The sequence below is a fragment of the Ralstonia sp. Ralssp110 genome (assembly GCF_047325135.1).
GTDB lineage: Bacteria > Pseudomonadota > Gammaproteobacteria > Burkholderiales > Burkholderiaceae > Ralstonia > Ralstonia mojiangensis.
Map to the genome: position 1 here is coordinate 989180 of NZ_CP168610.1, position 21972 is coordinate 1011151.

Annotated in this window: 22 protein-coding genes; 12 read left to right on the forward strand and 10 right to left on the reverse strand. The window is 63.4% G+C overall.

Features of this window, described 5'->3' with window-relative positions; translation table 11 throughout:
- Positions 1-168: 168 nt before the first annotated feature.
- The 6 genes from ACEN9T_RS13385 (at position 169) to ACEN9T_RS13410 (ending at position 8593) form a co-directional block, all read left to right on the forward strand.
- Entirely contained in the window at positions 169-1689 is a 1521-nt protein-coding gene (locus tag ACEN9T_RS13385) for an aldehyde dehydrogenase family protein (protein WP_045205996.1), read from the forward strand.
- A 257-nt stretch (positions 1690-1946) separates the two neighbouring features.
- Positions 1947-4568 (forward strand): TonB-dependent receptor, encoded by a 2622-nt coding sequence (locus tag ACEN9T_RS13390; RefSeq protein ID WP_413707945.1) that lies wholly within the window; start codon positions 1947-1949, stop codon positions 4566-4568.
- Between the two features lie 21 nt (positions 4569-4589).
- Positions 4590-5660, forward strand: a complete 1071-nt coding sequence (locus ACEN9T_RS13395) for a beta-propeller fold lactonase family protein (RefSeq protein ID WP_413707946.1) — start codon at positions 4590-4592, stop codon at positions 5658-5660.
- Positions 5647-6222, forward strand: a complete 576-nt coding sequence (locus ACEN9T_RS13400; RefSeq protein ID WP_092969108.1) for a cytochrome b — start codon at positions 5647-5649, stop codon at positions 6220-6222. The genes ACEN9T_RS13395 and ACEN9T_RS13400 overlap by 14 nt, the downstream gene beginning before the upstream one ends.
- A 212-nt stretch (positions 6223-6434) precedes the next feature.
- Complete coding sequence (locus tag ACEN9T_RS13405; protein ID WP_092969111.1) at positions 6435-8189, forward strand: PQQ-dependent methanol/ethanol family dehydrogenase; 1755 nt, start codon at positions 6435-6437, stop codon at positions 8187-8189.
- A gap of 71 nt (positions 8190-8260) precedes the next feature.
- Complete coding sequence (locus ACEN9T_RS13410) at positions 8261-8593, forward strand: c-type cytochrome (RefSeq protein WP_092970654.1); 333 nt, start codon at positions 8261-8263, stop codon at positions 8591-8593.
- 70 nt (positions 8594-8663) lie between these two features.
- Here the strand turns inward: ACEN9T_RS13410 and pqqE are convergent, their stop codons facing one another.
- From pqqE to pqqA, 5 genes are all read right to left on the reverse strand, one after another.
- Positions 8664-9866, reverse strand: a complete 1203-nt coding sequence (gene pqqE / locus ACEN9T_RS13415) for a pyrroloquinoline quinone biosynthesis protein PqqE (RefSeq protein ID WP_092969114.1) — start codon at positions 9864-9866, stop codon at positions 8664-8666.
- Positions 9838-10110: a pyrroloquinoline quinone biosynthesis peptide chaperone PqqD gene (pqqD, locus tag ACEN9T_RS13420; RefSeq protein ID WP_092969117.1), complete on the reverse strand. Its 273-nt coding sequence runs from the start codon at positions 10108-10110 to the stop codon at positions 9838-9840. Before pqqD ends, pqqE begins: the two co-directional genes overlap by 29 nt.
- Positions 10091-10801, reverse strand: a complete 711-nt coding sequence (gene pqqC, locus ACEN9T_RS13425) for a pyrroloquinoline-quinone synthase PqqC (RefSeq protein ID WP_252690949.1) — start codon at positions 10799-10801, stop codon at positions 10091-10093. The genes pqqD and pqqC overlap by 20 nt, the downstream gene beginning before the upstream one ends.
- Positions 10798-11715, reverse strand: coding sequence for a pyrroloquinoline quinone biosynthesis protein PqqB (gene pqqB / locus ACEN9T_RS13430; protein WP_413707947.1), 918 nt, complete (start codon positions 11713-11715; stop codon positions 10798-10800). Before pqqB ends, pqqC begins: the two co-directional genes overlap by 4 nt.
- Before the next feature lie 142 nt (positions 11716-11857).
- The gene (gene pqqA, locus ACEN9T_RS13435; RefSeq protein ID WP_009277446.1) at positions 11858-11932 is read right to left on the reverse strand and encodes a pyrroloquinoline quinone precursor peptide PqqA; all 75 of its coding nucleotides are present in this window, start codon (positions 11930-11932) and stop codon (positions 11858-11860) included.
- Positions 11933-12036: 104 nt separating this feature from the next.
- On the opposite strand from pqqA, the gene ACEN9T_RS13440 reads away from it, so the two are divergent.
- Entirely contained in the window at positions 12037-12981 is a 945-nt protein-coding gene (locus tag ACEN9T_RS13440; protein WP_413707948.1) for an alpha/beta fold hydrolase, read from the forward strand.
- Here ACEN9T_RS13440 and ACEN9T_RS13445 read toward each other — a convergent pair.
- Positions 12967-14991, reverse strand: coding sequence for a sigma-54-dependent Fis family transcriptional regulator (locus ACEN9T_RS13445; protein ID WP_413707949.1), 2025 nt, complete (start codon positions 14989-14991; stop codon positions 12967-12969). The two genes, ACEN9T_RS13440 and ACEN9T_RS13445, sit on opposite strands and share 15 nt — an antisense overlap.
- Before the next feature lie 266 nt (positions 14992-15257).
- Here ACEN9T_RS13445 and pedF point away from each other — a divergent pair, with 266 nt between their 5' ends.
- A complete protein-coding gene (gene pedF, locus ACEN9T_RS13450; protein ID WP_092970658.1) occupies positions 15258-15743 on the forward strand; it encodes a cytochrome c-550 PedF in 486 nt (161 codons plus the stop codon).
- A 95-nt stretch (positions 15744-15838) separates the two neighbouring features.
- On the forward strand, positions 15839-16720 hold the full coding sequence (locus ACEN9T_RS13455; protein ID WP_413707950.1) for a substrate-binding periplasmic protein: 882 nt from the start codon (positions 15839-15841) through the stop codon (positions 16718-16720).
- A gap of 86 nt (positions 16721-16806) precedes the next feature.
- Here the strand turns inward: ACEN9T_RS13455 and ACEN9T_RS13460 are convergent, their stop codons facing one another.
- From ACEN9T_RS13460 to ACEN9T_RS13470, 3 genes are all read right to left on the reverse strand, one after another.
- Entirely contained in the window at positions 16807-17247 is a 441-nt protein-coding gene (locus ACEN9T_RS13460; protein WP_413707951.1) for a hypothetical protein, read from the reverse strand.
- A 326-nt stretch (positions 17248-17573) separates the two neighbouring features.
- Positions 17574-18389 carry a MipA/OmpV family protein gene (locus ACEN9T_RS13465; RefSeq protein WP_413707952.1) on the reverse strand — a complete coding sequence of 272 codons (816 nt, stop codon included), beginning with the start codon at positions 18387-18389 and terminating at the stop codon, positions 17574-17576.
- 186 nt (positions 18390-18575) lie between these two features.
- Positions 18576-18848 (reverse strand): hypothetical protein, encoded by a 273-nt coding sequence (locus ACEN9T_RS13470; RefSeq protein ID WP_004631175.1) that lies wholly within the window; start codon positions 18846-18848, stop codon positions 18576-18578.
- 405 nt (positions 18849-19253) lie between these two features.
- Here ACEN9T_RS13470 and ACEN9T_RS13475 point away from each other — a divergent pair, with 405 nt between their 5' ends.
- The 3 genes from ACEN9T_RS13475 (at position 19254) to ACEN9T_RS13485 (ending at position 20548) form a co-directional block, all read left to right on the forward strand.
- Positions 19254-19478, forward strand: coding sequence for a signal peptidase (locus ACEN9T_RS13475; RefSeq protein ID WP_413707953.1), 225 nt, complete (start codon positions 19254-19256; stop codon positions 19476-19478).
- A 139-nt stretch (positions 19479-19617) separates the two neighbouring features.
- Positions 19618-20175: a MerR family transcriptional regulator gene (locus ACEN9T_RS13480; RefSeq protein ID WP_413707954.1), complete on the forward strand. Its 558-nt coding sequence runs from the start codon at positions 19618-19620 to the stop codon at positions 20173-20175.
- On the forward strand, positions 20078-20548 hold the full coding sequence (locus ACEN9T_RS13485) for a carboxymuconolactone decarboxylase family protein (protein ID WP_092969144.1): 471 nt from the start codon (positions 20078-20080) through the stop codon (positions 20546-20548). Before ACEN9T_RS13480 ends, ACEN9T_RS13485 begins: the two co-directional genes overlap by 98 nt.
- Here ACEN9T_RS13485 and ACEN9T_RS13490 read toward each other — a convergent pair.
- A complete protein-coding gene (locus tag ACEN9T_RS13490; protein WP_092969147.1) occupies positions 20488-21804 on the reverse strand; it encodes a hemolysin family protein in 1317 nt (438 codons plus the stop codon). The two genes, ACEN9T_RS13485 and ACEN9T_RS13490, sit on opposite strands and share 61 nt — an antisense overlap.
- Positions 21805-21972 lie beyond the last annotated feature (168 nt).

Consider the following 21972-nt stretch of genomic DNA (forward strand, 5'->3'; position numbering starts at 1 on the left):
ACCCAGTGTTCCATTCTGGAGCAGTCTCACAAGCGGAATGGCGTGAACAGTTGATTCGAAGGGCATGCAGCATCCGCCGCAGGGGATGGCCCGGGTTTTGCAGATGACGACCGGACACAGCGCAGACAACGACGCTGCGGTCATCACTCAAACATCAGGAGACAACCCATGCGTTACGCTCATCCCGGCACTCCCGGCGCCATCGTTTCGTTCAAGCCGCGCTATGGCAATTTCATCGGTGGCGAATTCGTGTCGCCGGTCAAGGGCCAGTACTTCACCAACACCACGCCGGTGACGGGCGAGGTGATCGGCGAGTTCCCGCGCTCGACCGCTGAAGACATCGACCGCGCGCTTGACGCCGCCCATGCTGCCGCTGACGCCTGGGGTCGTACCTCGGTGCAGGACCGCTCGCTGATCCTGCTGAAGATTGCCGACCGCATCGAACAGAACCTCGAACTGCTGGCCGTGACCGAAACGTGGGACAACGGCAAGCCCGTGCGCGAAACGCTGAATGCCGACATCCCGCTGGCTGTCGACCACTTCCGCTACTTCGCGGGCTGCATCCGCGCGCAGGAAGGCTCTGCTGCCGAAATCAACGAGCACACCGTGGCGTATCACATCCACGAGCCGCTGGGCGTGGTCGGCCAGATCATCCCGTGGAACTTTCCGCTGCTGATGGCTGCATGGAAGCTGGCACCTGCGCTGGCTGCCGGCAACTGCGTGGTGCTCAAGCCGGCCGAGCAGACGCCGCTGGGCATCTGCGTGCTGATGGAACTGATTGGCGATCTGCTGCCCGCGGGCGTGCTCAACGTCGTGCACGGCTACGGCAAGGAAGCCGGCGAGGCACTGGCCACCAGCAAGCGCATCGCCAAGATCGCCTTTACGGGCTCGACGCCGGTGGGTTCGCACATCATGAAGTGCGCGGCCGAAAACATCATCCCGTCGACGGTGGAGCTGGGCGGCAAGTCGCCCAACATCTACTTCGAAGACATCATGCAGGCCGAGCCGAGCTTCATCGAGAAGGCCGCTGAAGGCCTGGTGCTGGGCTTCTTCAACCAGGGCGAGGTGTGCACGTGCCCGTCGCGCGCGCTGGTGCAGGAATCCATCTACAGCCGCTTCATGGATGCGGTGATGACCAAGGTGGCCGCCATCAAGCGCGGTGACCCGCTCGACACCGAGACCATGGTTGGCGCGCAGGCTTCGGAGCAGCAGTTCTACAAGATCCGCAGCTACCTGGAGATCGCGCAGGAGGAAGGTGCCGAATGCCTCGTCGGCGGCGATGTGGAAGTGCTGCCCGGCAATCTGTCAAAGGGCTACTACATCAAGCCGACGCTGCTCAAGGGCGACAACAGCATGCGCGTGTTCCAGGAAGAGATCTTCGGCCCGGTGATTGCCGTGACGACCTTCAAGGACGAAGCGCAGGCTCTGCAGATCGCCAACGACACCGATTTCGGCCTGGGCGCCGGTCTGTGGACGCGCGACATCAACCGCGCGTACCGCGTGGGCCGCGCCATCAAGGCGGGACGCGTGTGGACGAACTGCTACCACCTGTATCCGGCGCACGCGGCGTTTGGTGGCTACAAGAAGTCGGGCGTGGGCCGCGAGACCCACAAGATGATGCTCGACCACTATCAGCAGACCAAGAACCTGCTGGTGAGCTACGACACCAAGCCGCTGGGCTTCTTCTGATGGTGTAGCAGGACGGCTGGCGCATGGTCATCGACACCCGTGCGCCAGCCGCTGACCTGCGAGGCAAAGACCTCGCCGGCGAAAAAAGAAGAGGAGACATGGCCGTGTGCCAACCATTTGCACTGCCGCAGCGCGCGCAGGTGTCCCCCCATTGCCGCTGATTCCCGGTCGGGAATAGCCCTCGCCACGCTTCCACTTTGGGATGTGCCGTTGGCGCGCCCGGGCTCGGCGAACGAGAAACACCAGGGAGACACTCCGTGCATTCGAATACCAGCCGTTCGGGCAAGGACGCCAGCCGTCTGCGCAACGCCGCGCCACGTCTGGCAGGCGGGGTGGCGGCGCTCGCTGCCGCAGGCCTGTACTCGCCGGCGTTTGCCGAGGACCAGATCATTGCGGTGGCGTTGCCCACCGCCCAGGTTGTCGGCTCAACCCCGATCGACAGCATTGGCGTCCCGCTGTCGCAGTTCCCTGCCAATGCGCAGCGCATTAGCGCAAAGGATGCGCGCGAGCAACGCAGCTCGAATCTGGCGGACCTGCTGAACGACAACCTCGGCCAGGTCAGCATCAGCAATGGATCGGGCAATCCGTACCAGAACGACATCAACTACCGCGGGTTCCAGGTGTCTTCGCTGCTGGGCGTGCCCATTGGCGTATCGGTCTACTTTGATGGCGTGCGGATGAACGAGCCCTTCGGCTCCATCGTGAACTGGGACCTCATTCCCATGAACGCGATGTCCAGCGTCAACATCCTGCCGGGCTCCAATCCGATGTTCGGCCTCAACACCTTGGGTGGCGCGCTTGTCGTCAACACCAAGAACGGAAAGGACAACGCCGGCACGTCGATCGAGGCGCTCGGCGGGTCGTTTGGCCGCCGGGCGCTGAGCTTCGAGACGGGCGTCGTCGACAAGGCCCACGGCACCGATTACTTCGTCGCCGGCAACATCGACCGGCAAGACGGCTTTCGCGACCACTCGGGTTCGAACGTCAAACAGCTTTATGGGAAAGCGCGGTGGCACGGCAACGACGGCGCTACTCAACTGGAGCTGTCGGCTGCGCTGGCAGATACCTCGCTGAGCGGCACGCAGTCGTTGCCGATGGACATGATGGCGAACCGCAGCGCGGCCTATACGTGGCCCGACAACATCTCAAACCGGATGGCGATGCTGAACCTGAAGGGCAGCCATTGGTTGAACGACACCAATCAACTGGCCGGCAGCGTTTACTACCGCAAGGCGAACCTGCACAACGTCAACAGCAACGCGCAGCTGGACGACGGCTGCTTCAATGACGACGGTTCGTTGGCGACGACCACCGCAGGTGGCATCACCGGCTACAAATGCGCGAACAAGGCGCCGAACGGCACGGCAGTAAATGCCGTGACCGGCGCCAATGCGCTCGCGCTGGGCTACGGCCGCTGGACGAACGCCATCAACACGAGCGTCGTCGATTCCGCCACGCATGAACACACGGTGGGCTCGTCCCTGCAGTGGTCGAATTTCAGCCAGCTGGCGGGGCACAACAATACGTTCACGTTCGGTGGTGCGTTTGACCATTCGCGCATCACCTACGACCAGACCACTTACCTGGCTCGGTTGATCAACTATCAGGCCGTGGTGATTCCCAATCAGGAGTACGGATTCACCGCCAATGGATCGGCACCGTCGACATCGAACCCCGCTTTGTTCACAGGCAACAACGTGATCGGTGCGGTCAACCTGTCGTCCAACGTAAACAACTTCAGCGCGTACTTCACCGATACGTTGAGCGTGACGGACAAGCTGAGCGTGACGGCATCCGGAAGCTTCAACTACACCACCCTCAACCAGGGCGGCGCCAACAACAAATACCTGAACGGTGACGGCGGTTACTCGTGGACGGACGACGTATCGGGCGTGTCGTACTACAACCCCGGCTATGCGAACGCCTACCGGTATTCGAACGCCGGATCGGGCGCCGCGTCCGCCCCGAACGGGATCCCGGCAGGCGCAGTGGCCGGGCCGGAAACCAATAGTCTGGCCGGCTCGCATCACTATCACCGGTTCAACCCGGCATTGGGATTCAACTACGACCTCGGGGCCGGGCAGGGCATCTTCGGCAGCTATAGCGAATCGATGCGCGCGCCGACATCGATCGAGTTGTCGTGCGCCGATCCGAACAGCCCGTGCTCGCTGCCGACCGGGTTCAACGGCGATCCAGACCTGAAAGCCGTGGTGGCCAAAACCGTCGAGTTCGGCGGTCGCGGAAAGCTGGGCAAGTCCACCTACTGGAGTGCGTCTGTCTATGACTCGCGCCTCAGCAATGACATCCAGTTCATCGCCACGTCAAACACGTACGGCTACTTCGCCAACGTCGGCAAGACGGAGCGGCGTGGCTTTGAGCTGGGCGCAAGCACGAAGATCGACAAGTGGTCGTTGTCGGCCAACTTTGGTTATGTCGATGCGATCTACAAGTCGGCATTCACCACGGCCAGCGGGCAGAACGTGGTCAGCGGCAACAAGATCCCCGGCATACCCGCGAAGACGCTCAAGCTTGGCGCGTCGTACACCTTCAGCCCGAACCTGTCGATGGGCGGGAACGTGATCCTGGTCAGCAAGCAGATCGCGCACGGTAACGAAAGCAATGCCGACCCAAACGGCCAGGTGGCCGGCTACGGCCTCGTCAATCTGAACCTGCACTACAAGCCGACAAGCAACCTCGAAATCTCGGCGTACATCAGCAACCTGTTCAACAAGCGCTATTCCACGTACGGCCTGTCGGGCATGCGGAGCATCTACACGCTGGCGACGCAGCAGTTCATGACGCCAGCGCCGCCACGCGCAATCTGGATTGGCCTGACGTATTCGTTTGGAGGCAAAGCCTCCAGTGCCGACAAGGACTGAGCCCCCGTAGAAGAGACGATCATGAATGCATTGACCTACTACATCCGGATTGCCACGTTGATCAGCGTGGGTTTGGTATCCACCCTCCAGGCGGTAGCAGAGGTGCCGGACCCCGTCGCCTATGTCACGAATCAAGGCGGCGGCGTGACCGTGCTGAATGCACGCACGCTCAAACGGGTTGACGAGATTGCCGTGGGCAAGGACCCGCGCGGCCTTGCAGTCACCCCCGATGGCCGCTGGCTGCTGACGGCCAACCAGGGCAGCGCCGATGTGTCGGTGGTTGATACGGCCACACGCAAGGAGATCAAACGCATCGCAGTCGGCAGGAATGTCGAATTCATGCGCATCTCGCCCGACGGCCGCCGGGCATTCGTCACCTACGAGCCGTCGTCTGAAGGTGGGCCGCCGGCCAAGAACGACGGTGCCCGGAAAGACGAAGGCGAGAAGGACGAAGCCCCCGCCGAAGTCGCAATCATCGATCTCAGCCAGTGGGCCGTGGTTGGCCGCATCAAGGCTGCACGCGAGACCGAAGCCATCGAATTTTCACCGGAGGGCAAGTTGCTGCTGGTGGCGAACGAGGGTGACAACACGGTCGGTGTCTATGAGTTGTCCACACTCAAGCAGATCCGTCGTGTGGATGTTGCGCCGTTCGGCAATCGGCCGCGCGGCATCAAGATCGCGCCGGATGGCAAGACCTATGTGGTGACGCTGGAAAACTCGAACAACCTGTTATTGCTCGACCCCGCTTTCAAGCCGATCAAGACTGTGCCCACAGGGCAGGGACCATACGGCATCGCGTTTGACCGCGACGGCCGATACCTCTGGGTGGCCGCCAGCCGCGCAGATCAGCTGCAGGTGTTCGATGCCCGCACCTTCGCGCCGGTGGCCGCCATTCCGGTCGGCAAGCGTTGCTGGCATTTCAGCTTCATGCCCGGAGGGCAGAAGCTGCTGCTCGCCTGTGGCCGGTCGAACAGTGTGCAGGTGATCGATGCGCAGAAGCGCGAGGTCGTCGATACGCTCCCGGGCTACAAGCTGCCCTGGGGTGTGGTGACCTATCCAACCTCGGTGGGCAGTCTTGATGCGCCGCGCTGATCGCTCCTCCGTCGCACCCGCGCCGGCCTACGCGGGCCTGCCGATCGCTTTGCATTGGGTCAGCGCCTTGCTGCTATGCGGGCTGTTTGGGCTGGGCTACTACATGACGGGTCTGGCCAAGGGCGTGCCCGGCAAGGCTGCCTGGGTGAATCTGCATAAATCGCTCGGCCTGACGGCGGCGCTGGTGATTGCGTGGCGCGTGGCCGTGCGCATACGCCGTGCTGCGCCCCCGTCAATTCCGGGGCTGCATTGCTGGGAGGCGGAGCTTGCGCGCATCACCCACCGCCTGCTCTACATGTGCATGGTCGTCATGCCGCTGTCGGGCTACCTCGGGTCTTCTTTCAATCAATACGGAACGCGCTTCTGGGGCGTGCCATTGCCCCGCTGGGGTTGGGTCGACAGCGCACTGCAGCACATGTTCTACACGGTTCACAGCACGACGGCCGACCTGCTGCTCTGCCTGGTTGCCTTCCACGTTGCCGGGGTGATCAAGCACCAATGGCTCGACGCACAGCGGTGCGTGCAGCGCATGTTGCCGGGCGGGCGCTCGCGGGCGCTGTAAGCCGCGGTCGTCGCGTGCTGCGTTCATTGCCCTGCTCCATTTCGCAACAGAACACACGATGTGTTGCGGTATGGCACGCAACACCGCACTGCAAGCTGGTTGAAACCGCGATTTCCCGGTGTTTTTCGATGGCACGGGATTTGCCCTGAGTCCGACCGGTGTGACATCACACTGCCGGACCTGGACCATAAATAGAGGTAGAGGAGACAAGAATGAGGACACTACGAGTGATTGCACTTGCAGCTGCCATGGCGGCTGCAAGCGTTGCCGTGCACGCGGCAACGCCCCCCGTTACCGATGCCATGATCGAGAACGACGCGAAATCGTCGAACGACGTGCTGACCTGGGGCATGGGTACGCAAGGGCAGCGCTTCTCGACACTCACCAAGATCAACACAAAAAATGTCGGCCAGCTCGTGCCGGCATGGTCGTTCTCGTTTGGTGGTGAGAAGCAGCGCGGGCAGGAAGCCCAGCCGCTGATCTACAACGGCAAGATGTTCGTCACGGCGTCGTACTCGCGCATCTACGCGATCGACCTGAAGACCGGCAAGAAGCTGTGGAAGTACGAGCAGCGTTTGCCGGAAGGCATCATGCCTTGCTGCGACGTCGTCAACCGTGGTGCCGCGCTGTACGACAATCTCGTCATCTTCTCTACGCTGGATGCGCAACTGATCGCGCTCAATCAGGACACCGGCAAGATCGTCTGGAAAGAGAAGATCGAAGACTACGCCGCCGGCTACTCGACGACCGCCGCACCGCTGATCGTGAAGGGCATGGTGCTGACGGGCGTGTCGGGTGGCGAGTTTGGCGTGGTAGGTCGCGTGGAAGCGCGCGACGCCAAGACCGGCCAATTGATCTGGTCGCGTCCGACCGTCGAAGGCCACATGGGCTACAAGTACGACAAGGACGGCAACAAGACCGAGAATGGCATGACAGGCACGCTCAACGCGAGCTGGCCTGGCGAGACGTGGAAGACCGGTGGCGCATCGACGTGGCTGGGCGGCACGTATGACGCGCAGACCAACCTCGTCTACTTCGGCACCGGCAACCCGGGGCCGTGGAACAGCCACCTGCGCAAGGGCGACAACCTGTATTCATCGTCGACGCTGGCCATCAACCCGGACACCGGCAAGATCGTCTGGCACTACCAGAACACCCCCAACGACGGCTGGGATTTCGACGGCGTGAACGAGTTCGTGACGTTCGATATGGACGGCAAGCGCGTCGGCGGCAAGGCCGATCGCAACGGCTTCTTCTATGTGAACGACGCCAAGACCGGCAAGCTGCTCAACGCGTTCCCGTTCGTGAAGGTCAACTGGGCCACCAGCATCGACCTCAAGACCGGCCGCCCGAACTACGCACCGGACCACCGCCCAGGCGATCCGTCGCAGGCCACGGGTGAAGAGAAGAAGGGCAAGGCCGTGTTTGCCGAGCCCGGCTTCCTGGGCGGCAAGAACCAGATGCCGATGGCATACAGCCCGCAAACCGGCCTGTTCTACGTGCCCGCCAACGAGTGGGGCATGGACATCTGGAACGAGCCCGTCAGCTACAAGAAGGGCGCGGCCTACCTGGGTGCCGGCTTCACCATCAAGCCACTCAATGAGGATTACATCGGCGCACTGCGCGCGATCAACCCGAAGACCGGCAAGATCGAATGGCAGATCAAGAACAACGCGCCGCTGTGGGGTGGTGTGATGACGACTGCCGGCGGCCTGGTGTTCTGGGGCACGCCCGAGGGCTACCTGAAGGCGGCTGATGCCAAGACCGGCAAGGAGCTTTGGGAATTCCAGACCGGCAGCGGCATCGTTGCGCCCCCCGTCACCTGGGAAGACAACGGCGAGCAATTCGTGGCCGTGGTGTCGGGCTGGGGTGGTGCAGTGCCGCTGTGGGGCGGTGAAGTGGCCAAGCGCGTGAACTTCCTGGAGCAGGGCGGTTCGGTTTGGGTGTTCAAGCTGCACAAGAACTGACGTGCTGAGTTGAGCGCTGTGCGCCCTGTGTGGCGCGCAGCCTCTCGCACAGCTTCATGGAGTTTCAGATCGTGATCATGCGTAATGGAGTGTTTTCGTTGCTGGCGGTAGCGTGCGCAGCAATTGGCGCGGCACCCGCCCACGCCGCCCCTGACATGCAGGCCCTGGCCGACAGGAGCGGCTGTTTCTCGTGCCACAGCATGCATGCCAAGATCGTCGGCCCAGCCTTTGCCGACGTGGCCGCGAAGTACAAGGGCGATGCTGATGCGCCGACCAGACTGGCGCAGAAGGTACGAGACGGCGGCAAGGGCACGTGGGGCCGCATTCCAATGCCTCCGCATCCCAACCTCAAGGAAGACGAGGCGAAGCAATTGGTGGCCTGGGTGCTAAGTTCGGGCTCGTAAGTCTCTACGTTGCTTGCAAGGGAGGAGGGCCGGCATTGTCCGGCCCTTTCTTTTCTTCTATGACCGCGCTTTACGGCTGTGTGAGCCGGCGTGAATTGGCATCGGTCCGGAACATGATCGGCACTTCACCGGTACGGGTGTCCCGCATCTGCCCGAAGCCGTTCATCGCAGCCATCCGGCCTTGCAGCACCACCTTCTGCAGCGCGCCGTGATCTGCAGACTTTCCGCACACCGGGTCGGTGCGCGTCGCATCGCCCGTCAGCAGATACGCCTGACAGCGGCAGCCGCCCGCATCGTCCTCGCGCGATTCGCATGACTGGCACGGCTCCGGCATCCAGTGCGTGCCGCGAAAGCGCTGAAAGGCGTCGCTGCTTCGCCAGATGTCGCGCAGCGGCTGGCTGAGCACATTGGGCAGCTCCAGCCCCGGCAACATGCGCGCGGAATGGCAGGGCAGCGCAACGCCATCCGGCGCAATGCCCAGGAATGTTGTGCCCCAGCCGTTCATGCACTTCTTCGGGCGCTGCTCGAAGTAATCCGGCACGACGTAAAGCAATTGGCATTGGTTGCCAATGCGGGTCCGGTAGTCGTTTACGACGGCCTCGGCGTCGCGCAGTTGCTCCAGGGTGGGCATCAGCGCGAGGCGGTTCTCCCATGCCCAGCCGTAGTACTGCGTGTTGGCAAGTTCCAGGTACTCGGCGCCGATCTCCAGCGCCATGTCGATGATGGCGCCCACGTGCGGCAGGTTATGCCGGTGCATCACGCAGTTCATCACCATCGGATAACCATGAGCCTTGATGAGATCGGCCACGCGGCGCTTCAGATCGAAGGTGCGCGTGCTCGACAGAAAGTCGTTCATCTCGCGCGTGGAGTCCTGGAACGACAACTGAATATGGTCGAGCCCCGCAGCGCGCAATGCACCAAGACGCGCGTCGGTCAAGCCCACCCCGGACGTCACAAGATTCACGTAGAACCCGAGCCCATGCGCATGCGCCACCAGCGTTTCGAGATCCTTGCGCAATAGCGGCTCGCCGCCCGACAGGCCAAGCTGCACCGCGCCCAGCGCGCGCGCCTGAGTGAATACGTCGCACCACTGCTCCGTGGTGAGTTCCTGATCGTGCCGTGTGTAGTCGACCGGGTTGGAGCAGAAGGCGCAATGCAGCGGGCAACGGTAGGTCAGCTCGGCCAGCAGCCAGAGCGGCGGACCAGGCATCGGCGCAGCTGCCGGCGCCAGCAGCGATTCGGCTTCAAACGAGCCAGCCGCGTTCAAATGCATGTTTGACAAAGGCGTGGACCTCCGGAGCGATGCCCTGCACGCCAAAGGCGGATTGCAGGTCGTCGATCAGCATGTCGAGGGTATGGGCGCCGTCGCAGCGCTGCAGGATTGCGGCCGCGCTGTCATTGAGCGTGACCATGCCCTCGGGGTACAGCAGCACCCAGCTCTGCTGCATGTCTTCCCATTGCAGCCGGAAGGTCCGGTGCAGCATGGGGTGGGCTGGATCAGGCAAGGGAGGGCTCATGTGCGTGGGCCTGTTGGATGGCATCGAGCATCGACCAGAGGATGTCGAGCTTGAACTGCAGGATGTCCAACGCACGCTGTTGCTGCTCGGGCGTGCGGAAGTAGTCGAGGGTCACGCGCAGGCCGTGCTCGACATCGCGCGAGGCCAGCGGAATGCGCGAGCGGAAGTACGCCAGTCCCTCCGGCTGCACCCACGGATAGTGATCGGGCCAGCCGGCCAGCCGCTCCTTGTGGATGTCCGGCGCGAACATCTCCGTGAGCGAGGAGCACACCGCCTCCTGCCACGGCGCACGGCGCGCAAAGTTCACATACGCATCCACCGCAAAGCGCACCCCCGGCAGCAGATACCGGTGAGACCACAGTGCGTCGCGCGTGAGCCCCACGGCTTCGCCCAGCCGCACCCAACTCTCGATGCCGCCGGGGCGTGTCTCGTCACCGTCGTGATCATGAATGCGGACGATCCACTCGCGCCGCGTTGCCCGGTCAGGGCAGTTGGACAGGATGGCCGCATCCTTGAGCGGGATGTTGACCTGGTAGTAGAAGCGGTTTGCAACCCAGGTGCGGATTTCCTCCGGCGTGCATTCGCCAGCGCGCATGCGCAGGTTGAACGGATGATGGATGTGATAGCCCGCCTGCTTCGCGCGCAACCGCGCTTCGAAGTCTTCGGCCGTCCACGCAACAGGATGTGTCATAGCGAGATTTCCATGCCGTCGTAAGCCACCTCGATGCCGTGCACCTCCAACTCGCGGCGCTGCGGCGAATCTTCATCGAGGATCGGGTTGGTGTTGTTGATGTGGATGAGCACCTTGCGCGTTGCCGGCAACTGGTCGAGCACTTCAATCATGCCGCCCGGGCCCGATTGCGCGAGGTGGCCCATGTCGCCTGCCGTCTTGGTTGAAAAACCAAGGGCGAGCATCTCGTCGTCCTGCCAGCAGGTGCCGTCCACCAGCACCACGTCGGCCGCCCCCAGTTCGTCGAACACATGCGGTTCGACGCGGGCAAGGCCGGGCGCGTAGAACGCACGCCGGCCGCTCTTTCTGTCGACGATGCGCACGCCGATGTTGTCGCCCACGCGGCGGGCATTGCGGCTGGGCGAATAGGGCGGCGCCTTGCTCTCCAGCGGGATCGCCGTCAACGCTACGTCGTCAAGCGGAGGCACTGAGAACGCCGTGCCGTCCAACGCGAGCGCGCGCGTGTCGAGACCGCAGTAGTGCGACAACATGCGTGTGAGCGGGAAAGCGGTGGACAGATCGCTGATGACCGCCGCGCTGGCATAGACGGGCAGCGCTTGCCGATGCTCGCGCAGCATCAGCAGGCCGGTCACGTGGTCGATCTGCGCATCGATCAGCACGACGCCAACGATGCCCGTATCACGCGGCGTGCGCGCGGGTTGCAGCGCCGGTGAATTGCGCAGCTGCGCGAGGATGTCCGGCGAGGCGTTCACCACGATCCAGTTGTGTTGGCCATCGCCGAGTGCGATGGACGACTGCGTGCGGGGGGTGGCACGCACGGTGCCGCGCCGCACGCCATCGCAATTGCGACAGTTGCAGTTCCACTGTGGAAAACCGCCGCCGGCGGCCGAGCCGAGAACCCTGAGTATTGTCATGATGCAGATCCAACGTGTCGGGCGGATTGAGCAAGAAGTCGGCCAGGGGATGGCGAGAAAGCGTGCGAGCCGCGAGCCGAAAAAAAACCCGCCGTGAAGAACCGGCGGGCTTGTGGAGCCTTGCGTGCTCAGCCGCGCAGCATCAGCGGTTGGCGATGTACATGGTGATCTCGAACCCGAGTCGCAGTTCGGTGTAGGCGGGCGTTGTCCAGTTCATGTCTCCTCCTTGAGGGTTGGCATAGTTAGTGAGTGCACTGCGTTGTTCAGCGGCTGACGCAGGCGTTTGCCGAACACAGCCGCATCGCCATCAAGGCAACATCCATGCCCACTTTCGACTGGCCAACCACATCCGCCCGCTTCAATCTGCGCACGCCGGACGGCCATTGCCTGCATGTGCGCCAATGCGGGCCCGACAGCGGCGAACCATGGCTGGTGCTGCATGGCGGCCCCGGCAGCGGCTGCACACCTTCAATGGCCGCGTGGTTCGATCCGCTGCTGCATCGCGCCGTGCTGCCGGACCAGCGCGGCGCCGGGCGTTCACGGCCGGCGGGCACGCTACGGCGCAATACGGTGACCGCGCTGCTGGCCGATCTTGAGCAACTGCGCGTCGCACTTGGCATTGAGCGTTGGGGCGTGGTCGGTGGGTCATGGGGCGCAGCGCTGGCACTGGCCTACGCCGATCGCTTTCCCGATGCCGTATCGGCACTCGTGCTGCGCGGCGCTTTCCTGACCGGTTTCGACGATGTGCAGGCGCTGTTCAACGCGCGCGGCGCCGGCCGTGATCTCTTGCGAAGCATCGATGGGCGAGGCGAGGGTTTTCCCGCAGCCCGTGGTCGCCTTCTCGTTGCAACAGACATGTTGCAGCTTGGTACAACTGTTCAGAAATTGAACATCGCCCGGGCGTGGCAGCGCGCGGAACAGCGGCTGTTGGGATTGCGTCCGCAGGCACGTCGCCAGACGTGGCCGGAGCAGCTGGCGTTGGTGCGCAAGTACCAGCTGCAGGCGCATTACCTGTATCGGCGGGCGGGGCTCGGGAAATCTGCGTTGCTGCTGGCGGCTGCGCGCATCGGTGCGAGGGGATTGCCCGTCACGCTGCTGCATGGGCGCAAAGACAACGTTTGCCGACCCGGCAATGCGCTGCGGTTGTCTGCAGCGAATCCGCATGCGCGGCTGGTGTGGGTGCCTGGCGGGCACCTCGCGGTGGGCGAGATGGCGAAAGCGCTGGGCGCTGCCATCCGTGCGTCGGCGTGGTCAGTCGGTATCTGAGGGCAGGCCGCCGGCTTCGTCGATCCTGCGGTAGATCGTGTTGCGCGAAATGCCGAGCGCCTTGGCAGCAGCGGAGATGTTGCCGTTGTGCGCCTTCACGGCCGCCATGATGGCCATGCTCTCCACATCGGCCAGCCGCTTGGGCTGCGTGCCGCCAACGGTTTGAGCGACAGGCGGCGCAGCCGCTGCCACCGCGCCTGCCCCTGCCACGTTCGCAGCCGGCTGGTCACCATGCCGCGCCTGCCAGTCTTCAAGAAAATCGTCGGGCAGATGGTCCTCGGTGATCTCCGGCGCGCCTTCCGCCATCAGCCGGGCGGTGCGCAGCAGATTGCCGAGCTGGCGGATGTTGCCGGGCCAGTGGTAGCTGCGGAACATTTGCATCACGGCTTCGCTGATGGGGGGCGCGTCGGCCTGTTCGAGCTTCAGCAGCTTGTCGGCTACGACGCCCAGGTCGGTGCGCTCGCGCAATGCAGGCAGGCGCACGACCAGCCCGTTCAGGCGGTAATACAGGTCTTCGCGGAACTGCCCGCTGGCCACCATCTCGCGCATGTTGCGGTGGGTCGCGCACACGACCGCCACATCCACCTGGATCAGCTTGTTGCTCCCCAGCGGCGAAACCGCACGCTCTTGCAGCGCGCGCAGCAGGCGGGCTTGCAGGTGCAGCGGCATGTCGCCGATTTCGTCGAGGAAGAGCGTGCCGCCGTTGGCCAGCACCATCTTGCCGATGCCGCCCTTCTTGCGCGCGCCCGTAAAGGCGCCTTCTTCGTAGCCGAACAGTTCGGATTCAATCAGCGCTTCCGGAATCGACGCGCAATTCACGGCGATGAAGGGGCCGGCGTGGCGCGGGCTGTCGGCGTGGATGGCGCGCGCGAGCAGTTCCTTGCCGGTGCCCGTTTCGCCCAGGACCATGACAGGGATGTCCTTGCCGATGACCTTGCGCAGCTTGCCGATCACGGTCTGGATCTGCGCGTCGCCGGTATCCAGCGCCTCCAGGCTGGCCGGTTGCCGGGATGGCTCGATGTAGGCCCGGCGCGGTGCCGTGTCGCGGTCGATCGAAAGATCTGCGCCCATCGCGCCGCCCACCATGTGGCTGGCCGGCCGTTTCCATTCGACGCGCGCAAACACCTTCACGCCGCTGGGCAACTGCAACTGCACGATGCCTGCCGCTGCGGTGCGTTCCCGGTCGATCAACTGCGACATCGACAGCCCGAACAGCGAGGAAAAGGTATGTGCATGCAGCGCGCGGATCGACAGGCCAAGCTGGAATTCGCCGCTACGGTTGGCCGACAGGAAGCGCCCCGCTGGCGTGAACGCCGCAATGCCCTCGACCAGCGTGCCGATGAATTCCGGGCGTGAGTGGAAGTGGATGCAGACCACGTCCTGGAACGTGTTGGCAAACAACTGATTCTCGATCATCTGCGCCGACATGCGCACCAGCGCCATGGTGTGCTTGTGGAAGCCACGATGATCACCCGTCACATCGAGCGCACCCACGGTGGCGCCGTACGGATCGAAGATCGGCGCACACGAGCAGGTGAGGAACTGGTTGGCCTGCAAGTAATGCTCGGAGCCGTGGACCAGCGTGGGTTTGCTCTCGGCCAACGCCGTGCCGATGGCGTTGGTGCCGCGGCTCGCTTCCGACCACAGCGCGCCGGGCTGCAGCGCCACCTTGCTGGCCTGAGCGAGGAAATCGTCGTCCCCCATCGAATGCAGGATCAGGCCTGACGTGTCGGTCAGGATCACCATACTCTGCGTGTTGACGATCTGGCTGTAGAGCGTCTCCATCACGGGCAGCGCATGCGTGAACAGCGACTGGCTGCGCTCGATCTCGGTTTTCAGCTCGTTGTGCAGCACCGGGCAAAAGTCGGGCGACTCATAGGGCCGCAGGCCGTACGACTTGGATCGCTCGTGGGACTGCGCGATCAGTTCGGGCTGATCGTTCGGGGCATCACCGAGCGCGGCTGGGGCGTTCTCGGAAGCGCGCGGGTCGGCTGCCGCGTGAGGGGTCATGGTGTGTCTCCTAAAACCTCGCCCGCAATCTGTGTGCGGGTCGCCCGGATCGCCTCATTTGAGCAGGATGCGAACCGGAAGTGTTGCGCCATGAAGCAAGACCCTTGCCAGGGTGTTGCATTCCTGAGCACCTGTGCCAACCGATGCATCCGAGATCCGGAGCGTTTGGCGGATGTTGGCCGTGTCCTCCGGCAGGTTTGCGCCTTGGTATGGCTCTTGCAGAAATGCCTCCCAAAAATCGTTTCAACGACAACAAGGAGACACTCTTGAAAACGCCTCGCAACTTGCTCGCGCTGCTTTCTGCCTGCGCACTTCTGGCCGGGGGATTGCCCACAGCCGCATCCGCTCACGGCGATGTCACGCCTCAGGCCGTAGACACGCACACCTTACCGCAACTCGGTGCCGATTGGCGTCAGGACAATCCATACCGGACGGGCTCCGCACACGACGAAGCGCTGCGCATCGGCTCCTCCGCGTTCAACCAGAACTGCGCCCGCTGCCACGGGCTGGAGGCCATCTCCGGCGGGATCGCGCCCGACCTGCGCAAGCTCGACACCGACTGCATGTCGTTGGCCGACGCCAAGAAGAAGGAAGCCTGCTATGGCGAGGTGTCGCAGTACTTCACCGCCACGGTCCGCCACGGGCGCACCCGCGACGGCCGCGTCTACATGCCGCCGTTTGAAGGCGTGCTGACCCAGGAAGCGGTCTGGTCAATCAAGACGTACTTGGAATCGCGCCGCGTACAGGAGTAGGTCGGCCTGCCACAGTTGGCAGCTTGGCGAGCCGGTGCTGTCCCTGCCTTCGCGTGCATCGGCTCGCTCATTTTTCTTCCGCCTGGAGATGTCTCATGAACGCCCGTTTTCGGTTGGCTGCGGCCGGCGCTTTTCGCCGCCTTGCCACCCTCCTGCTTGCCACGGCTGCCATGATGGTGAGCGCCGTGCCCGCACACGCCGACATGGCGAAGATCCGCCAGAGTGGCGCCCTGAAGGTCGCGCTGTACAAGGGCCTGCCGCCGTTCTCCGACAACGTCGGTGGGCAGTTCAGCGGCATCGACGTGGCGCTCGCCAATGCGCTCGGCAAGCAGATGGGGCTGTCGGCATCGCTGCTGCCCTTTGATGCGGATGACGACGGTATGTCGGGCGACCTGCGCAACATGGTCTGGAAGGGGCATTACCTCGGGTACGGCCCGGCCGACGTGATGCTGCATGTGCCGGTCGACCCGAATTTCATTCGCCAGAATGGCCAGGTGCTGATCGTCGCGCCGTACCTTCGCGAAGGCTATGTGCTGGTGTATGACAGCGAGCGCGTCCACAGGGTCAGCAGTTTCGAAGATCTCGCCGGCCAGGCGACCGGCGCCGAGCAGGGATCGGGTGGTGCGAGTGCGCTGCTTTCCAGCGCCAACGGTGCCCTGCGCGACAAGGTGAAGATCTATCCGGAGGCCAACGAAGCCCTGCGCGCGCTGTTCTCCGGCCAGATTGCCGCGGCAATGGTGACGCGGGCGCAATATGAAAGTGCGCTGAAGGCGCAGAACCAATCTGCCACACGCTTTGTGGCGACCGAACTGCAGTCGCCGCTGCTGCCAGCACGTGGCTGGGCAATCGGCATGGCTGTCAAGGCGGATCAGCGTGAACTGGCGCAGGCGCTGGAGAGCGCGCTCAATGCGCTGCGCGCCAGCGGCGAGCTGCAGCGCATCTTTGCACAATACGGCGTGTCGATGGTGGCACCGTAGGCGCCACCGTCTGCACACGGAGCCGAACGTGTCGACGTACCTGACGCGCTGGCCGTGTGGGCTGGCCGCCCCGGCCAGCTCACGTGCTACGCCTTCTCCGCTGCGGCGTGCTTGGAGGGCAGTGCACTCACGTTATCGTCGAACGGCGAATCCACGGGGATCTTCGAGAAGTGGTGGATTTTTGGCGCATGCGAGTCGTCGGCCTGTGCGTCGTGCGGGTCGATGAAGGACATCGCCGTGCGGCGCTTGAGCAGGTGTGAGTCGCGCGATTGCGATTCGCGCCACAGCTCGGCCGTGAACTTGAGACCGGCGCGCAATGCGTGGGCGCTTTCCTGCTTGCCCTTGCGCTGGTCGGAGACGCGCTCGATGCCCTTCTTGACGACGTCTTCCAGGAATGTGAGACGGGCGCGGTAATAGTCCGCGTGCATTTGTGCATCCATCACGCGCTGCTCTGCCTGGTACAGCTCCATGCGCAATTCGCTTAGCGCGCGTTCGGCCTGCTTCTCGGGAGAGGGTGCGTGGCTCAAGGCCCAGTTTGCAATCCACCGCAACATGGTCAAGCCCTCCTGTCTTGCGGTGTCCGCCGTCGGTGGGAAGACACCGTTCACTGCCCGCGCATTGATCGGAAGTGATCGCCGCTTGCCAAACAGACTAGCAAAAAAAGCAGGGCGATTGCGCTAGTCCACGTGCATGCCTGTTGTGAAAAGGAAGCATGGTCCGTTTGGCTGAGAGGCGCGCGGGCCAAGTTCTGGTCTCATAGGCAGATTGCCTCGTGTGCACAGTGTGCGAGGCAAACGTCACCCACCCGCGCAAGCGATTGCGCACACTGCGGCGCCCAGTCTTGGGCGCGATGTCAGCGGAACCGGTACGTGAGCGAGGCCATGGCTGTGGTCTGCTGGCGGCGCTGCGTGATCGGGCTGTCGGCCGCATCTGCGTGCAACCGCGCAACCGTGAGCGAGCCATTGGCCGTCCACCGGTCGTCGAGCTTGCAGGTGACGATGGCGTTGAAGTGGATGTCGCGCAGCCCCGCATGCGTGGCAAATACCGGCAGGCCCGAACGGGCGCTTTGCCCATCGTCCACGCCAAAGAACGTACGCATGTACTGACCGTTCGTCCACGACACGCCGGTCCCGAGGCTGAACAGCCAGCGGCCGACCGGCGCGCTCGCGTAGGCATCGGCATTGGCGATCAAACCTTGGCGATTGCCAAGAATGTCCTGCTCCGCATCGGTGGACAGCGTGAGGAATGACACCGTGTACTGCGCGAACGCCTTCGCGCGCACCGTGGCGTTGACATTGCCGAGGCCATTCAGGCGCGCGTCGTCATGCGCATGGCGCCACGTCGGGTCGAACTGGAAGTTGCCGCCCACCTGCCACGTGTCGTTGTTGGCGAGGTACACGCCGGCAAAGTCCATCCCCTTGGAAAAGAACCGGCGCTTGTATTCGATCTCCTGATCGATCCACGGAAACACGAAGCTCGATTTCGCGCCTGGGTACTTGGGCGACATGTAGATCGCTGGGCCGACAGCAATGCTCCAGTCGCTGGCGTCGGCGCTGTTTTCCGCGTTGGCGGCGGCTGCTGTCTGTGCCGTCGCGGTAGTGCTCAATGCGCCGATGGTCATCAGAAGGAAGAACGCAAAGCGGGGCAGGGCACGCGAGGACAGCGGCATGGGTGGGCGGAAATTCGAAAGGAATGTGAGCGACGGAAACGGCGGGCACGCCATTCTAGTGGAACCGTCGGAGCGCTGGACCCCGATCGAAGAGGGGAAGCCTCTGAGGCATCTACATGGATGCAATGGGAAACAGGCAAAAAAAAACGCCGGGAATATCCCGGCGTCTTTCATGGGGCGACTGCCTTATTGCTTGGCGGGCGCGGCGGCCTTCGGTGCCGAAGCGGCGTCGGTCTTCGCTTCCGACTTGGCTGCAGCCTTGTGGGCCTTCTTGTGAGCGTGCTTCTTCTCGTGCTTGGCTTCAGCCTTCGGTGCCGAAGCGGCATCGGTGGTCGTCGCTGCAGCGGTCGCTGCCGGTGCAGGTGCGGCGGCCGGTGCGGAGGCGGTGCCAGCTGCGAACACGGGGGCTGCGAAGGCACCAGCAACGATCAGAGCGGCCAGGGATTGAGCGACTTTCATGTGAGACTCCTTAATCAGATACAAGCGGGATGTTGGGACTCCAGATACATGGATCTCGTCCCATTTGCGATCCATGCCTCCAAAAACGCCTGACATTGCGCACGCGCTGACCGCCGTTTGTAAGCGTTCTGCCCACGGTGTAAGCGCGCGTAACAAGGTGGGGTTTCGCTACTTCCGATGTCTGTCGCGATGGGTTGAGACACATCAAGGCCCGGCCCCGCGCATCGGCGTACCGTCAGGCTTCAGGTGGACAACCGATGGCGCCTACACCACACTGCGTGGTGATGCGCGGGTCATTCCGATGTCGGGCCGCGCATTGCACAGCAGGCGTGGGAGCGCATTGGGTCACGCTCCACCCGATACCGGAACGCGCCACAAACCAGTCTCTTCTATAAGGACAACACGATGAACAAGCTCCTGGCAGCCCTCGTGGCTACAGTCTTCAGCGCCGGCGCATTTGCGCAGGCTTCCGCTCCGGCGGCACCCGCTGCGCCGGCCGCCGCTGCGCCGGCACCTGCAGCATCGGCACCGGCCGCAGGCGAGAAGAAGGCACAGCACCACAAGAAGAAAAAGAAACGCGACCATCGTCCGAAGCATCAGGACAAGAGCGCGTACGGTGTGGGCGGCTGATCCACGGCGGTCCGCCAGTTTTTCTGCACACCACGGCGCCGGCCTCTCACAGGGGGTCGGCGCTTTGTTTTGTGCGGTCCGGAAAAAGTCGCGTAAAGTCGCTTGACTTAGAGTGCACTCTAACTTCTAAGCTCCGTTCATGACCACATTCCTGACCATCGCCCAAGTTGCAGAAGCCACCGGCCTGTCGACGCATACGCTGCGCTATTACGAGCGCATCGGCCTGCTCGACAGCGTGCAGCGGCGCGATAACGGCCATCGTGTCTTCCGTGCCGAAGACATGACGTGGCTTGAGTTCCTGCTGCGCCTGCGCGATACCGGCATGCCGATCGCGCAGATGCAGGCGTACGCCGCGCTGCGGCGGCAGGGCGACAGTCTGGAAAGTGTGTCGGCGCGCCAACGCCTGCTGGAATTGCATGCTGCGGCGCTGGAAGCGGAGCTGCGCGCGCGGGCCGAAACGCTGGCCGTGCTGCGCGTCAAACTCGTCGTCTACGACGGCATCCGGGCTCGCATTGAAGCCGTGGAAAACGCGTCAGGCTCCGCTTCCTCATCTTCCAAATCGAAACGCCAGCCAAAACGCCAACCGAACGAGGACGCGCATGACACCGAACACGCACACCGCACAAGCCGCAAACCACGCCAACCTGCAGGACGACCGCTACGTACGGGGCTGGCAAAAGCTGAAGGAAGTCGATGATGTAGCTGGCGAACGCGTGGTCGAGGCCATGGCCGACATCTCGCCCGACCTCGGCCGCTACATCGTCGAATTCGGGTTTGGGGATGTCTACAGCCGCCCGGGCCTGACGCTGCGCGAGCGCGAGATCGCCACCATTGCCGCGCTCACGGCGCTGGGCAACGCGGCACCGCAGTTGAAGGTGCACATTGCGGCCGGGCTCAACGTCGGGCTCACGCGCACGGAGATCACCGAGACGATCCTGCAGATGGCGCTATACGCGGGCTTTCCGGCGGCGCTCAACGGCATGTTTGCCGCCAAGGAAGTCTTTGCCGCTCACGACGCCGAGAGCGTGGCCCCGGCCGGCGGATCGATGCGCCGCGAAACCAGCAACTGATCGATCCGGTGGTTGTCGATATCGAGCACTTCAATATGCAGCGGCCCGATGTCGACGGTTTCACTTTTCTTGGGAATGCGCTTGAGCGCGTAGATGACCAGCCCGGCAAGCGTTTCGACGTGGTGTTCGCCGGGCAGGTCGTCGAGGTCGAAGGCGCGTTTGACGTCGCCCAGCGGTGTGACACCGTCGATCAGGCATGAGCCGTCATCGCGGCGCACGATCTGCTCGTCTTCGCCCAGATACAGGATGTCGCCCATCACCGCGCCGACAATGTCGTCGAGCGTCACAACACCCACCACCAGCCCATATTCGTTGACCACCGCGCCAAAGCGTTCGTGCATCTCGCGAAAGCGCGTGAGCGCCTGAGACAGGTTGAGCGTGTCCGGCAGCACCAGCAGATTCTTGTCGTAATGCTTGCTGATGTTGCGGATCACGGCGGAGGACTCTTCCGACAGGATCTGCTGCAGGATGTCCTTGGACGCGATGAAGCCGAGCACTGAGTCGATGTCTTCGCGGCAGACGAGGTATTCCGCGTGCGGCTGCGCAATGATCTTCATCTTGATCGACTCCACCGGCTCGTCCACCGTGAAGTAGATCACCTCGTCGCGCACGGTCATCACTGAGGTGATGGTGCGTGATTCCAGCTCGAATACGTTTTCGATCATGGCCAGTTCGTGCTTGCGCAGCACGCCGGCTTGCGCACCTGCGCCCACCATGGCGGCGATGTCTTCGGTGGTGATCTGGTCGACGCGGTGCGTCGGCACGCCAAACAGCTTGAGGAACATGTCGGCCGCCCCATTGAACAGCCACACCACCGGCCGCAGCGCACGCAGGCACGACTGCATCGGGCCGATGATCGACATCGCGCAGCGCTCGGGATAAAGCACGGCCAGGCGCTTGGGCAGCAGGTCGGCAAAAAGAATGAATAGCCCCGTCACGATGATGAAGCCGACGATGCTGGCGATCCGTTCCGCGCGGGCAGCCGGCAGCCAATCGCTCAGCGCCGCGGCCAACGGCCCCGAGATCTGGCTGTCGCCGATGACGCCGGCCAGGATGGCGACTGCATTCACCCCGATCTGCACCACGGTAAAGAAGTTGCCGGGCATGTCCTTGAGTTGCAGCACGCGCATGGCGCGAGTGTCCCCGTCGTCGGCCAAGGTTTGCAGGCGCGTGCGCCGCGACGCCGTGAGGGCAATTTCGGAGGCGGAAAAAAAGGCGCTGATCAGGATCAGCAGGGCAAGGATGAGGGCGGACATGGTGGCGGGGCCGCCCGGACAAGTCGCGGCGTTGCGCAGCGACAACTGCCCGGTCGCGTGAAATGTGGCTTCAACTGATCATGGTGCAGCCCCAATCGCTTTGTCAAACCACGGCGTGCGCGGCTGATCTCAAACAATTGTTTATGTCCGAGGAGGATGGGCGGCCAT